At 41.9% G+C, this 13,626-nt stretch carries 17 protein-coding genes and 1 pseudogene; 14 read left to right on the top strand and 4 right to left on the bottom strand.

Going from position 1 to position 13,626, the window contains the following annotated elements; translation table 11 throughout:
• The first annotated feature begins 105 nt into the window (after positions 1-105).
• The 5 genes from FGQ53_RS09630 (at position 106) to mnmG (ending at position 5,090) form a co-directional block, all read left to right on the top strand.
• Positions 106-693: a hypothetical protein gene (locus tag FGQ53_RS09630; RefSeq protein WP_138338248.1), complete on the top strand. Its 588-nt coding sequence runs from the start codon at positions 106-108 to the stop codon at positions 691-693.
• 336 nt (positions 694-1,029) lie between these two features.
• Entirely contained in the window at positions 1,030-2,151 is a 1,122-nt protein-coding gene (gene mnmA, locus FGQ53_RS09625; RefSeq protein ID WP_138338245.1) for a tRNA 2-thiouridine(34) synthase MnmA, read from the top strand.
• A 140-nt stretch (positions 2,152-2,291) separates the two neighbouring features.
• Positions 2,292-2,747, top strand: a complete 456-nt coding sequence (locus tag FGQ53_RS09620; RefSeq protein ID WP_171019134.1) for an NUDIX hydrolase — start codon at positions 2,292-2,294, stop codon at positions 2,745-2,747.
• Between the two features lie 8 nt (positions 2,748-2,755).
• Positions 2,756-3,187, top strand: coding sequence for an NUDIX hydrolase (locus tag FGQ53_RS09615; protein WP_000989471.1), 432 nt, complete (start codon positions 2,756-2,758; stop codon positions 3,185-3,187).
• Positions 3,177-5,090, top strand: coding sequence for a tRNA uridine-5-carboxymethylaminomethyl(34) synthesis enzyme MnmG (gene mnmG / locus FGQ53_RS09610; protein WP_138338239.1), 1,914 nt, complete (start codon positions 3,177-3,179; stop codon positions 5,088-5,090). Before FGQ53_RS09615 ends, mnmG begins: the two co-directional genes overlap by 11 nt.
• Positions 5,091-5,285: 195 nt before the next feature.
• Here the strand turns inward: mnmG and rnjA are convergent, their stop codons facing one another.
• Both rnjA and FGQ53_RS09600 read right to left on the bottom strand, forming a co-directional pair.
• Positions 5,286-6,965 carry a ribonuclease J1 gene (rnjA, locus tag FGQ53_RS09605; RefSeq protein WP_138338236.1) on the bottom strand — a complete coding sequence of 560 codons (1,680 nt, stop codon included), beginning with the start codon at positions 6,963-6,965 and terminating at the stop codon, positions 5,286-5,288.
• 1 nt (position 6,966) lies between these two features.
• On the bottom strand, positions 6,967-7,200 hold the full coding sequence (locus FGQ53_RS09600) for a DNA-dependent RNA polymerase subunit epsilon (protein ID WP_000639587.1): 234 nt from the start codon (positions 7,198-7,200) through the stop codon (positions 6,967-6,969).
• A 280-nt stretch (positions 7,201-7,480) separates the two neighbouring features.
• Here FGQ53_RS09600 and FGQ53_RS09595 point away from each other — a divergent pair, with 280 nt between their 5' ends.
• Positions 7,481-7,696 carry a hypothetical protein gene (locus FGQ53_RS09595; protein WP_138338234.1) on the top strand — a complete coding sequence of 72 codons (216 nt, stop codon included), beginning with the start codon at positions 7,481-7,483 and terminating at the stop codon, positions 7,694-7,696.
• Positions 7,697-8,038: 342 nt separating this feature from the next.
• Here the strand turns inward: FGQ53_RS09595 and cibB are convergent, their stop codons facing one another.
• Positions 8,039-8,182 (bottom strand): fratricide two-peptide bacteriocin subunit CibB, encoded by a 144-nt coding sequence (gene cibB / locus FGQ53_RS09585; RefSeq protein ID WP_050199603.1) that lies wholly within the window; start codon positions 8,180-8,182, stop codon positions 8,039-8,041.
• A gap of 1 nt (position 8,183) precedes the next feature.
• A complete protein-coding gene (gene cibA / locus FGQ53_RS09580; RefSeq protein WP_000180843.1) occupies positions 8,184-8,369 on the bottom strand; it encodes a fratricide two-peptide bacteriocin subunit CibA in 186 nt (61 codons plus the stop codon).
• A gap of 177 nt (positions 8,370-8,546) precedes the next feature.
• On the opposite strand from cibA, the gene tsaB reads away from it, so the two are divergent.
• From tsaB to FGQ53_RS09540, 8 genes and pseudogenes are all read left to right on the top strand, one after another.
• The gene (gene tsaB, locus FGQ53_RS09575; protein ID WP_138338229.1) at positions 8,547-9,230 is read left to right on the top strand and encodes a tRNA (adenosine(37)-N6)-threonylcarbamoyltransferase complex dimerization subunit type 1 TsaB; all 684 of its coding nucleotides are present in this window, start codon (positions 8,547-8,549) and stop codon (positions 9,228-9,230) included.
• Positions 9,227-9,664 (top strand): ribosomal protein S18-alanine N-acetyltransferase, encoded by a 438-nt coding sequence (gene rimI / locus FGQ53_RS09570; RefSeq protein WP_138338226.1) that lies wholly within the window; start codon positions 9,227-9,229, stop codon positions 9,662-9,664. The genes tsaB and rimI overlap by 4 nt, the downstream gene beginning before the upstream one ends.
• Positions 9,654-10,664 carry a tRNA (adenosine(37)-N6)-threonylcarbamoyltransferase complex transferase subunit TsaD gene (gene tsaD / locus FGQ53_RS09565; RefSeq protein ID WP_138338223.1) on the top strand — a complete coding sequence of 337 codons (1,011 nt, stop codon included), beginning with the start codon at positions 9,654-9,656 and terminating at the stop codon, positions 10,662-10,664. The genes rimI and tsaD overlap by 11 nt, the downstream gene beginning before the upstream one ends.
• 102 nt (positions 10,665-10,766) lie before the next feature.
• Positions 10,767-11,630, top strand: coding sequence for an XRE/MutR family transcriptional regulator (locus tag FGQ53_RS09560; RefSeq protein WP_138338220.1), 864 nt, complete (start codon positions 10,767-10,769; stop codon positions 11,628-11,630).
• Between the two features lie 295 nt (positions 11,631-11,925).
• Positions 11,926-12,093 (top strand): hypothetical protein, encoded by a 168-nt coding sequence (locus FGQ53_RS12220; RefSeq protein WP_319946272.1) that lies wholly within the window; start codon positions 11,926-11,928, stop codon positions 12,091-12,093.
• A gap of 67 nt (positions 12,094-12,160) precedes the next feature.
• Positions 12,161-12,829, top strand: coding sequence for a CPBP family intramembrane glutamic endopeptidase (locus tag FGQ53_RS09550; RefSeq protein ID WP_138338217.1), 669 nt, complete (start codon positions 12,161-12,163; stop codon positions 12,827-12,829).
• Positions 12,830-12,902: 73 nt separating this feature from the next.
• Positions 12,903-13,118 (top strand): annotated as a pseudogene (locus FGQ53_RS09545) (Rgg/GadR/MutR family transcriptional regulator); the annotation flags it as partial.
• Positions 13,119-13,348: 230 nt separating this feature from the next.
• Complete coding sequence (locus tag FGQ53_RS09540; protein WP_229090366.1) at positions 13,349-13,552, top strand: hypothetical protein; 204 nt, start codon at positions 13,349-13,351, stop codon at positions 13,550-13,552.
• The last annotated feature ends 74 nt before the right edge of the window (positions 13,553-13,626 follow it).

Genomic DNA, 13,626 nt, shown 5'->3' with positions numbered 1-13,626 from the left:
TCGTACATCAGTTAATTGTTTGCTTGCTTCATAATTCATAGAACTATTGTACCATATTTTGTTTCGCAGGAAGTCTATTAAACCGATAAATCAGGAGGTTAAGCGATGAACTACAATTTAAAATATATCTTATCAGGAATATTTGTCCTAGTCTTTATAGGTTTCCTAGTCTGGATGCGTTATTTTAATCAGAGGAAGGAAGAAGAGCATTCGGATGTGTCTTTTGAAGCGAGGTTAGATAGTGAGGTCAAGGCCTTATATAAACAACTAGGATTGGGTGAGGAGCCTCATTATTTCTTAGCCTATCGCTACCTACATCCTTGGTTTAATTTGGCGATTTTACCACCAACAGTTGAAATTTTCTTAACTAAAATAGCGCTAGTGATGGTAACACCAGATGAATTGCTGATAAGAAATCTTGGAAATGGGATGACTTTCACAAATGAGTATCATCGCGATTTGCAGCAAGGACTTATCCGCATTCCAAAATCAGAGATGAAAGAATTTGAGATTCGCAACTGGAAAAGAGCTTTTGTATTTGGCGATTTTTTGACAATTAAAACAAGCCAACATAGCTATTATTTACAGGTTAGAGATGATGGACTTCAAAAGGGAAGTCTTTCAACCAAACATTTCTCAGACTTGAAACGACAAGGTTTTCTCGGATTATTGACAGATAAACGGACATTTTGATAGACGATTGCTCAAAAAACTAACCTCTAAACATTCAAAAACCACACAGTGTTTTTTTCAACTTGATTGTGTTCAAGACTGAAATCACTGTGTGGTTTTATTTGGAAGTCAGTTTACGAACAAGTTTATTTTATAAATAAGTTTATAAGAAGTAGAGGGTTTTAGGTATAAATTATCCTCTTTTTAAACAATTATAGAAGTGCTTGGTAGATTATCAGCCTCTTTCTTGTCTTCTCCAACCAAGCGTGTTATAATGAATACTGCCCAAGCGACCTTCAATCGTTAAAGCACACACGACCTTCAATCGTGAATAAACGAATAGATGGGAGACTTACCATGAGTGATAACTCTAAAACACGTGTTGTCGTGGGGATGAGTGGTGGTGTTGATTCGTCGGTGACGGCTCTTTTGCTCAAGGAGCAGGGCTACGATGTGATCGGTATCTTCATGAAGAACTGGGATGACACAGATGAAAACGGCGTCTGTACGGCGACCGAAGATTACAAGGATGTGGCTGCGGTAGCAGACCAGATTGGTATTCCCTATTACTCTGTCAATTTTGAAAAAGAGTACTGGGACCGCGTTTTTGAATATTTCCTAGCGGAATACCGTGCAGGGCGCACGCCAAATCCAGATGTTATGTGTAACAAGGAAATCAAGTTCAAGGCCTTTTTAGACTATGCTATGACCTTGGGGGCAGACTATGTAGCGACTGGGCACTATGCCCGAGTGGCGCGTGATGAGGATGGAACAGTTCACATGCTTCGTGGTGTGGACAATGGCAAGGACCAGACCTATTTCCTCAGCCAGCTTTCGCAAGAACAACTCCAAAAAACCATGTTCCCATTGGGACATTTGGAAAAGCCTGAAGTTCGCAGACTAGCAGAAGAAGCAGGCCTTGCGACTGCTAAGAAGAAAGATTCGACAGGGATTTGCTTTATCGGAGAAAAGAACTTTAAAAACTTCCTCAGTAACTACCTGCCAGCTCAGCCAGGTCGCATGATGACTGTGGATGGACGTGATATGGGCGAGCATGCTGGTCTGATGTATTATACAATCGGTCAGCGTGGCGGTCTTGGGATCGGTGGCCAACACGGTGGTGACAATGCACCGTGGTTCGTTGTCGGAAAAGATTTGAGCCAAAATATCCTCTATGTCGGTCAAGGTTTCTACCATGATTCGCTTATGTCAACAAGCCTAGAAGCCAGTCAAGTTCATTTTACTCGTGACATGCCAGAGGAATTTACGCTTGAATGTACGGCTAAATTCCGCTACCGTCAGCCTGATTCTAAGGTGACAGTACATGTCAAAGGAGATAAGGCAGAAGTTATCTTTGCGGAACCGCAACGCGCCATCACACCAGGACAGGCAGTTGTCTTTTACGATGGCGAAGAGTGTCTAGGTGGCGGTTTGATTGACAATGCCTACCGCGATGGACAAGTTTGTCAGTACATTTAGATTGACAAATTTTCTTAATTTGCTACAATAATAAAAGCAATAGAAATGATGGTCAAAGCTCATGGATGTTGCAGGCTTTTTTGTCCTGCACTTCTTTGGAGTTTTGACTGTTTTTGTGTCGTTTAAGAGAAAGGACAAAAATGACTCAACAAGACTTTCGGACAAAAGTGGAAAATACAGTTTTTGGCGTTCGGGCGACAGCCTTGATTCTTCAAAATGGCAAGCTCCTAGTTACCAAAGACAAGGGTAAATATTACACTATCGGCGGTGCGATTCAAGTCAATGAAAGAACGGAAGACGCAGTAGTCCGTGAAGTGAGGGAAGAACTGGGTGTCAAAGCTGAGGCTGGGCGACTAGCCTTTGTGGTTGAAAATCGTTTTGAAGAAGATGGTGTCTATTGGCACAACATCGAGTTTCATTATCTGGTGAACTTGCTTGAGGATGCTCCATTGACCATGCAGGAAGATGAGAAAAGGCAGCCTTGTGAGTGGATTGATTTGGATCAGCTTAAGGGTATCAATCTAGTTCCAGCCTTTTTGAAAACAGCCCTGCCAGATTGGGACGGCCAACTAAGACACATTCATCTTGAGGAATAGGAGAGAAATTGATGGTTAAGCTTATTGCCCATGTACTTGTTCATAGTGGTGGTGATTATTTGCTCATTCAGCGTTCGGAAATTAAAAGAGGAGAACCCAACGTTTATCCAACTTACTGGGATATTCCTGGTGGCGGGGTTGAAAAGGGTGAACTTCCGCGAGATGGTGCTCTTAGAGAATGCATTGAAGAAGCGGGAGTTAGGCTAGATAGCAGTTCGCTCAAACTTCTTCACGAAGATAGTCAACTGGATACCTCTAAGGATACGGTCTTTACTCGCTTAGTTTATAAAGCAGAGTGGGTTGGGGAGAAGCCAATTATCAGATTAGATCCTGAAGAGCATACACACTTTAAATGGGTTACTATGGATCAAGCTCTAGAGGAGGAGAAGTTAGTTCCTTATTTGCGAGAAATTTTTGAAAGGTTAAGAAATGACTTATAATTTTACGGAAGAATACGATATTATTGTAATTGGTGCGGGACACGCTGGGGTTGAGGCTTCCTTAGCTGCTAGCCGTATGGGCTGTAAGGTCCTGCTTGCGACTATCAACATTGAAATGCTGGCTTTCATGCCTTGTAACCCTTCGATCGGTGGTTCTGCCAAGGGGATTGTCGTGCGTGAAGTGGATGCCCTCGGTGGGGAAATGGCCAAGAATATTGACAAGACTTACATACAGATGAAGATGCTCAACACAGGGAAGGGGCCAGCTGTCCGTGCCCTTCGTGCGCAGGCTGACAAGGAGCTTTACTCTAAGGAAATGCGCAAGACAGTTGAAAATCAAGAGAATCTGACCCTTCGTCAAACCATGATTGATGAGATTTTAGTGGAAGATGGCAAGGTTGTTGGTGTTCGTACAGCGACCCATCAAGAATATGCTGCCAAGGCCGTTATCGTGACGACAGGGACTGCCCTCCGTGGGGAAATCATCATCGGAGACCTCAAGTACTCATCAGGGCCAAACCACAGCCTAGCTTCGATTAACCTTGCTGATAATCTTAAGGAATTGGGCCTCGAAATCGGTCGTTTTAAGACAGGAACACCTCCACGTGTCAAGGCTTCTTCTATCAACTATGATGTGACAGAGATTCAGCCAGGAGACGAAGCACCAAATCACTTCTCATACACTTCGCGTGATGAGGACTATGTCAAGGACCAGGTGCCATGTTGGTTGACATATACTAATGGAACCAGTCATGAGATTATCCAAAACAACCTTCACCGTGCGCCTATGTTTACAGGTGTGGTCAAGGGAGTGGGACCTCGTTACTGCCCATCGATTGAGGACAAGATTGTGCGCTTTGCGGACAAGGAACGCCACCAACTCTTCCTAGAGCCAGAAGGGCGCAATACAGAGGAAGTTTATGTCCAAGGACTTTCAACCAGTCTGCCTGAGGATGTCCAACGTGAGCTAGTTCATTCCATCAAAGGTTTGGAAAACGCTGAGATGATGCGAACTGGTTATGCCATTGAGTATGACATGGTCTTGCCTCATCAATTGCGTGCAACGCTTGAAACCAAAAAAATCTCAGGCCTCTTCACTGCTGGTCAGACAAATGGAACGTCAGGTTACGAAGAAGCTGCTGGCCAAGGGATTATCGCAGGTATTAATGCGGCTCTGAAAATCCAAGGCAAGCCTGAGTTGATTTTGAAGCGCAGTGACGGTTATATCGGGGTGATGATTGATGACTTGGTGACCAAGGGAACTATTGAACCCTATCGTCTCTTGACCAGTCGTGCTGAATACCGTCTCATTCTCCGTCATGACAATGCCGATATGCGTTTGACAGAGATGGGACGCGAGATTGGACTTGTGGATGATGAACGCTGGGCTCGATTTGAGATTAAGAAAAATCAATTTGACAATGAGATGAAGCGCCTAGATAGTATCAAACTCAAGCCAGTCAAGGAAACCAATGCTAAGGTTGAGGAGATGGGCTTTAAACCGTTGACAGATGCGGTGACCGCCAAGGAATTCCTTCGCCGTCCAGAAATTTCTTACCAAGATGTGGTGGCTTTCATCGGACCAGCTGCAGAGAACTTGGATGACAAGATTATCGAATTGATTGAAACTGAAATCAAGTATGAAGGCTATATTTCCAAAGCTATGGATCAGGTTGCTAAGATGAAACGCATGGAAGAAAAACGTATACCCGCCAATATTGATTGGGATGATATTGATTCTATCGCGACAGAAGCCCGTCAGAAGTTCAAACTTATCAATCCAGAAACCATCGGTCAAGCCAGCCGTATTTCGGGAGTTAATCCGGCAGATATTTCTATTTTGATGGTATATTTGGAAGGTAAAAATCGTAGTATTTCTAAAACTCTTCAAAAATCAAAATGATACGTCGTCGGCTTCTTACGAATGAGTTCAAAGCTTGGCTTTGATTCATCTACAGCCTCCCATAGTTCCCCGAACTATGGGAGCTAACTTAAGTTATGCTTTCGCCTAGCCTTCTAGTCTGATTTCGATTTTTATTGAGTTTCAATCTAAAAAGAATAGAGAAAAACAGCTCCGAAGATGGGGCTGTTTTATGATTTATTCTTCATCTGGTGTGAGGATCATCGGGATGATAATCGGTTCACGTTCTGTATTTTCATAGAGGAAGGGGCGAATAGCGTTGACAATGGCACCATTGACAGATTGCACGCTAGCATCCTTATTTTTTAGTGCGATACGAATTGCATTGAAGAGGATGCGCTGGCTTTGGCGAATCAAGTCGCCAGACTCTCTCATGTAGACAAAGCCTCGGCTGAGGATATCTGGACCAGACAGAATCATTTGCGACTTGAAGTCAACGGTTGCGACTGCTAGAACGACACCGTCTTCAGATAAATCACGACGGTCTTTGAGGACAGCAGCACCGATTTCACCGATACGATTTCCATCGACATAGATGTCTTGGGCATTGAAATGACCTGCGATACGAGCTGAGTCAGCAGTAAGGGCAAGTACATCGCCATTGCTCATGATAAAGATATTGTCCTTCTTGACACCAGTATCCACCGCTAGTCCAGCGTGGACTTTTTGCATGCGGTATTCGCCGTGGACAGGCATGAAATATTTGGGCTTAATCAAACGGAGCATGAGTTTTTGCTCTTGCTGACCACCGTGTCCAGATGTATGGATATTGTTCACTTTACCGTGGATAACTTCGACACCAGCTTCTGAAATGATGTTAATCAGCTTGTTGACGCTAGTGGTGTTTCCAGGGATTGGACTTGAAGAGAAGATGACGGTATCACCTGGTTGGAGTTGCACCTGACGGTGGGTTCCGTTGGCGATACGAGAGAGGGCTGCCATCGGCTCACCCTGACTACCTGTACAGAGGATTAGAATCTCGCCTGCAGGGTAGTCTTTGATTTCATTTGGCTCGATAAAGGTTCCTTTTGGAGCTTTTATGTAACCAAGCTCAATTCCGTTGACAATGGCCTTTTCCATGGAACGACCAAAGACAGCAATCTTGCGTCCAGTCTTAACAGCGGCATCCGTTGCTTGCTGGAGACGGAAGATATTGGAGGCAAAGGATGCAAAGATGATACGTCCCTCTATGCCTTGGATAATCTTCATGATGGACTGACCAACGACTTTTTCAGAGTTGGTAAAGGTTGGCACTTCCGCATTTGTTGAGTCAGACAGGAGACAGAGCACGCCTTCTTCACCAAGCGCGGCCATACGGTGCAAATCTGCTGGTTCACCAACTGGTGTTAAGTCAAACTTGAAGTCACCCGTACAGACAATTTTCCCTTGAGGAGTATGAATGACAATCCCCAAAGGCTCTGGAATAGAGTGAGTCGTTCTAAAGAAAGTTGCCTTGAGATTTTTAAAGGTCAACTCAGTGTTGTGGTTGATTTCGTAAAGTTTGGCGTTGCGCAAGAGGCCGTGTTCTTCGAGTTTCCCACGGATCAAAGCCAAGGCAAGCGGTCCAGCGTAGATAGGGACATTTGCTTGCTTGAGCAGGAAAGGAATCCCACCGATGTGGTCCTCGTGTCCGTGTGTGATCAAGACAGCCTTGACGCGGTCGATATTGTTCACGATGTAAGAGTAATCAGGAATGACATAGTCGATACCAAGCAAGTCATCTTCTGGGAATTTAATTCCAGCATCGACGATGATAATCTCGTCTTGGTATTCAATTCCGTAAGTGTTTTTCCCGATTTCTCCCAGACCACCGATAGCAAAAACGCCGACTTCTTCAGGTTTAAGAGTGTAGGCCATATTAGAACTCCGTAATTTCGAAGGCGCCAGTTTCTTTTTCGTAATCTAGCAATTTGTCAGACAAGAGTTCGATATACTCGATATTGTACTCTGGGCGATTTTCTTCGACAAGTTGGCGAGCAGCGATACGGCCCTCAAGTTCTGAGCTTGCATCGATGTCTAGGTAAAGTGAGCGTGTTGTTTCACGACGCGGGCTACGTTCTTTTGTTTCTTGATAAAAAACTTTGTAAATCATATAGTTCCTTTCTATTTACAGGTCAGCTTATTCCAAACTTTTAGCAGAGATTTGCTTGATTTCATTCCATTTTGTGTCTAGATTGACCTTGATTCGTTACAATTATTTCAATTATACCACAAAATGAAAAATTAGTAAAAGACGGAAATGGAGAAAGTAATGGGACGATTTATTTGGTAAGCGCTTGCAAAAACAAAGAAAATGTGTTATGTTGATAATGGAAGTGAAATTTATCGCTTGTCATAATTCCATATAGATTTTAAGTCAAGGAGGTTGCCCTATGTATAACTTATTTGCTTTTGCCATCGGAGCTCGCTTGGTGGCTTTTATCGTTTTTGTTGCTTGCGTTTATGGAGGGAATCTTCTATTTGCCAAACTGGAACAACGACAAAGCAAGTTCTTGTGGAAAATTGCTTTTGTGACTCTCTACTCGCTTTTTCTCCTCCTTGTAATCTATGTAGTTTGGTTTGTATTTTACTTTGGATTAAATGCTTAGATGCCCTGCTAATGCTGGGGCATTTTTGTTTGGGGGCAAAAGATAGTAGATTCATGACACGAAAATTACACCCCATCTATCAAGATGAGGCGGTCTTTGCATTTTTCTAAAATGACATGACAATGGAGTAAATGTTTGCTTTAAGAATTTACTCTTATTATGTTAACGATTTTTCTGCTCAAAAATAGAGTTGAAGCATAAAAATAAAACAATACAAACAGATAAATCGAATGGTAAAGGGATAGTAGTAATGTTTAAGTCATTGAGAATGCTGAGCAAACTGTAAGAGATGAAGAAGATAAAATTTATCCTTCTAAAAATGTAATTTTTATCTAGCATGACTTACCCAAACTTTTTACGGAGATCTTTCCCAATGGTATAACCTGCCATAAATAAAGCAATACCAACACCTACACCAAAACCACCCTTGATTTCTTGCAATTCCTTATTAGAAATTTCACGATAGTTGTTCAAATCTTTCATCATATTAATCTCCTCCTAAAAAATAACCAGCTGCCAAACCAGAACCTACAAGTGCTGTTCCGCCTGCAATAGCTTTCCAAGATACTGCTACTCCAAAGATCACCAAGGGAGCGAGACCACCATCAATATCTGATAATTCGTTTTCAGATAAGGATAAAAATTGATTGTCAAGAACGTCAAAATTTGTCATTGAACTTTCCTCCTTTTTTCTTGTTCACTTATATATTCGGAAAAGATAGGAAAAATGTAAAATTTTTTAAATTATTTTTTAGCTAAGTATAGGCATTTTTGTTTGGGGCAAAAGAAAATTCCCATGCGCCTTCTTTTGTAGTATAATAGTAAGCAGACAAAAAGATAGGAATGTGTTATGAAAGTATTAGCTTTTGATACGTCCAGTAAGGCTCTTTCTCTAGCCATTTTAGAGGATAAGCAGATTCTTGCCGAGACGACGATTAATATTAAGAAAAATCACAGTATTACCCTCATGCCTGCCATTGACTTTTTGATGGCAAGTTTGGATTGGACACCCAAGGATTTGGACCGAATCGTGGTGGCGGAAGGCCCGGGTAGCTACACAGGCTTGCGAATTGCGGTAGCAACTGCCAAGACACTTGCTCATACTCTGAACATCGAGTTGGTTGGTATGTCTAGCCTCTTGGCTCTGGTGCCCTACCAACAAGAAGGCTTGTTCGTTCCTTTGATGGATGCGCGTCGCAACAATGTTTATGCGGGATTTTATGAAAATGCCAAACCTGTCATGCCAGAAGCACACCTGCCTTTTGAGCGAGTGATTGAGTTAATCAAGGGTGCTAGTCAGGTAACCTTTGTCGGAGAAGTTGGAGCCTTTTTGGAGCAGATTCAAGAACACTTGCCAAGAACTGATTACAAAGAAACCTTGCCTAATGCAGCTAATCTTGCTCTTTTGGCTTGGGACAAGGAAGCAGACTCCTTGCATGATTTTGTGCCGAATTACCTCAAACGTGTTGAGGCTGAGGAAAACTGGCTTAAGAACCACACTGAGTCTGGCGAGTCTTACATTAAACGCCTATGATAGAAATCAAACGAATCCAAGGACAGCCTGACTTGGCACAAGCCATCTATGCTGTCATGGTGGATGTTTACTCAGTCAGTCCTTGGACGCTGGAACAAATCCAAGCAGACCTGAGTCAAGAACAGACTTGGTACGCTCTGGCTTATGATGGGGCAGAAGTGATTGGCTTTCTAGCTGTGCAGGAGAATCTCTTTGAAGCAGAAGTCTTGCAAATCGCTGTCAAAAAAGCCTATCAAGGTCAGGGAATTGCGTCAGCCTTGTTTGCTCAATTGCCGGCAGACAAGGAGATTTTCCTCGAAGTTAGAAAGTCAAACCGACGAGCGAAAGCATTTTACAAGAAAGAAAAGATGGCGGTTATCGCTGAGCGAAAGGCCTACTACCATGACCCAGTCGAGGACGCCATCATCATGAAGAGAGAAAGAGATGAAGGATAGATATATTTTAGCATTTGAGACATCCTGTGATGAGACCAGTGTTGCCGTCTTGAAAAACGACGATGAGCTCTTGTCCAATGTCATTGCTAGTCAAATTGAGAGTCATAAGCGTTTTGGGGGCGTAGTGCCGGAAGTAGCCAGTCGCCACCATGTCGAGGTCATTACAGCCTGTATTGAGGAAGCCTTGACAGAAGCAGGGATTACTGAAAACGATGTGACAGCTGTGGCGGTTACCTATGGACCGGGCTTGGTTGGAGCCTTACTAGTTGGTTTGTCAGCTGCTAAGGCCTTTGCTTGGGCACATGGACTTCCGCTGATTCCCGTTAACCACATGGCTGGTCACCTCATGGCAGCTCAGAGCGTGGAGCCTTTGGAATTTCCCTTGCTAGCTCTCTTGGTCAGCGGTGGGCACACAGAGTTGGTCTATGTTTCTGAGGCTGGTGATTACAAGATTGTTGGGGAAACGCGGGATGATGCGGTTGGTGAGGCCTATGATAAGGTCGGTCGCGTCATGGGCTTGACCTATCCAGCAGGTCGCGAGATTGACGAGCTGGCTCATCAGGGGAAGGATATTTATGATTTCCCTCGTGCCATGATCAAGGAAGACAATCTAGAGTTCTCCTTCTCAGGTTTGAAATCTGCCTTTATCAATCTTCATCACAATGCAGAGCAAAAGGGAGAGAGCTTGTCCACAGAGGATTTGTGTGCTTCCTTCCAAGCAGCTGTCTTGGATATTCTCATGACTAAAACCAAGAAGGCTTTGGAGAAATATCCTGTTACAACCCTTGTCGTGGCAGGTGGCGTGGCTGCCAATAAAGGCCTCAGAGAACGCCTGGCAGCTGAAATCACTGACGTCAAGGTTATCATCCCACCACTGCGCCTCTGCGGAGACAATGCAGGTATGATTGCCTACGCCAGCGTCAGCGAATGGAACAAAGAAAACTTCGCAGGCTTGGGCCTCAATGCCAAACCAAGTCTCGCTTTTGATACGATGGAATAAGGAGTCAGCTTAAGGCTGGCTTTTTGTTCTCTTAAATGTCAGAATATTTTGACAAAACTATAAAAATAATGATATAATATGCAAAAGCTAGGAGGTGGCAAGATGATTGAGAGAATGGAATTGGGAGAATTTTACAAGGAACTGCGCTTGGCTAGAAAGCTAAAACAGTCAGATGTGGCTTGTGCTGGACTAACAGCCTCTCAGTTATCCAAGTTTGAACTAGGACAGTCTATGCTATCTGCGGACAAGCTGATCCTAGCTATTCAAGGGATCAATATAAATTTTGATGAGTTTGGTCATAAGCTCAACAATTATCAAGAATCTCCACATATGCGAATTGGTAGAAGGGTTGTGGATCGTTTTGCCCATCAAGATATAGCTGGCTTAGAGCAACTGTTGGAGGAAGTCGAGCAAGAACAGATGGCGCAGACCTATCGTTGTTTGAATGCCATTGTGATTAAAGATGCTATCCATTCACTAGATAAAAGCTACCCACTAGCAGAGGAGGATAGTGAGTTTTTAACCACCTATCTCTATGCTATCGAGTCTTGGACCTGGTTTGAACTCTATATTTTTTGCAATACCATGCCTTTTTTGAGCAATCAAGATCTGATCTTTTTATCAACCTCCTTACTCGAAAAATCCAAGGAATTTAAAGAGTTAGTACATAATAGACTGTATATGAAAAGTGGATTTCTGAATATTATATCAGAACTCATGGAGCGTAAGCTATTTTCTTATATTCCAATCTTTGAGGCCGAGTTGGAGAGGATGTTACGACCGTATGATGTTTTTGAAAAAGTATCGTGGCGATTTTTAAAGAAAATGAGTATTTTTCTTCAAACCAAAGGAAGCAATCAAAAAGAGATTGAACACTTTATCCAATCTCTGCAAGTATTAGAAAATCCACAATTAACAGCCCTCTTCGAATTGCGTTTTCAGCAATATAAAGAACTTATCGATTAGTTAAAAATGGAATGACAATAACCCACTCCGAAATAAGTAGGAGTATCAGTTGGATTTTTCTTTTCTTCATCTATTATATTCCTCCTTGCTTGTTAGTAATAACTTTATTATACCAGGGAAATAATCAAATCTACCAAAATCGCAAATAAGAAATTGCTACAAGAAAAAATGTCAAATATGCGATTTTCTAAAATAAGCTAATTTTCGTGTTATACTGTCCTTGTAAAGCACTTAAAGCAAATCCTAGGTCGCAGAAGTGGTTTACAAGAAGAAAACGATTGAAGGAGTATAAAAGATGTTAAATTTACAATTTGCAGAAACGATGGAATTGACAGAAGCTGAGTTGGAGACAATTTATGGAGGAAGGGCATATCCTCCATTGGAATCTGGTGTAGTGAGCGCTCTATGGCAAAACTACTTTAACTTTGCTCCTCCAGCTCCTGAGACTAGACGTCGTTATTGATGTTTAAAGCCCTTGCCTTTTTCTTGGGTAGGGGCTATCTTTATTTTATAATATAGGAGAAAATAAAATGGAAAAGATAACTTCAAGATACTACTTTTTTATAGCGATTCTACTAGTCATTGCTTACCAGTATCTCAGTGGTCTGATTTTACATAGCGACTTTGCCCTTGGACTATCTGACTTTGGCTATTATCTGTCGGATATGACATTGCATTTTCTTGTAATTCTTATTACTCTTATTTTCATGGTTCAGTCAAGGAAATGGCAGGAAATTAACAGTAAGAAGTTTCGTTGGTCCTATTTGTTTTATTGTGTCTTAGCTTTTCTTTTGTTGTTCCTTTGGAATAGAGTTACCTTTTCTCTTTTTCCACCTACTAGAAATGCAATTTCTTATCAACATTACGCTCCGACTTTTACAGGAGCTACGGCATTTTTGATGTGTTTTTTTTATCCTGTGATTGCAGGTCCCATTTTTGAAGACATGATTTATCGTGGATTAGTGATGACTGCTCTGGAGAAAGGGAAGCAATGGGGACTGGATGTACTTGGCTCAGCTATATTATTTGGAATCTTACACATTAGTGGCCATGGTTGGGTCTTAACAGACTTTTTCGTCTATATGGGTGGCGGTCTCATATTTGCAGTCTTGTTTAGAGTGACAAAGTCCATTTATTGGCCTATTGGACTGCATATAGTCTACAATGGTATTGGTCAGATTCTTATGTTATTGCACTAGAATTTAAAGAGATGAAAATTTCGGAGTATTTGATTTTGGTAAAAAGTTTTGAATTACTATGAGGAAACTTTCATTTGAAGACGAGTTGGAGAGCATGCTCCGTTCGTATGATGTTTTTGAAAAAGTGTTGTGGCAATTTTTAAAGAAAATGAAGATTTTCCTTCAAACTAAAGGAAGCAATTAAAAAGAGATTGAAAGCTATCTCCAATCTCTGCAAGTATTAGAAAATCCACAATTGGTGGCCCTCTTCGAATTGCGTTTGCAGCAATACAAAGAACTTATCGATTAGTCCAAAATCGCAAATCTGAAATTTCTATAAGAAAAAATGTCAAATATACGATTTTCTAAAATAAGCCAATTTCTATGTTATACTATCTTTGTAAAGCACTTCAAGCAAATCCTAAGTTGCAGAAGTGGTTTATAGATGGGAATTCGTACAGTATATGTTTAATTATGAGCATACTGTAAATGGCTGGACTAAAAGTGAAACTTGGCGTCCTAGATAAAATGAGGTAAACGATGGAAAAACAAAGTCAGTTACAAATTTTAATTCATTCCCTGTACAATAATAAAGAAATTAGCTTGACGGAAGACTTTAGGAAGCAATTGCTGGAAACAGCGAAACAGTTTTCTAGTAGTAATGAAGATGTGTTAGCTGCACATCTCTCATTTGCCGTTTCTAAAGAATTGGCTTTAAAGGTGAACCACCGACAGAGTTATTAGACTTGTTCGGTAACTACATCATCTCGTGGTTGATGATGCCACAAATCAACTCAGCTCTTAATTCAAACCGTTTT

It is taken from the genome of Streptococcus mitis, assembly GCF_005844455.1.
Classification (GTDB): domain Bacteria; phylum Bacillota; class Bacilli; order Lactobacillales; family Streptococcaceae; genus Streptococcus; species Streptococcus mitis_BF.
Note: the sequence above shows the minus strand (reverse complement) of the source record. Positions and strands in the feature narration are given on the sequence as shown.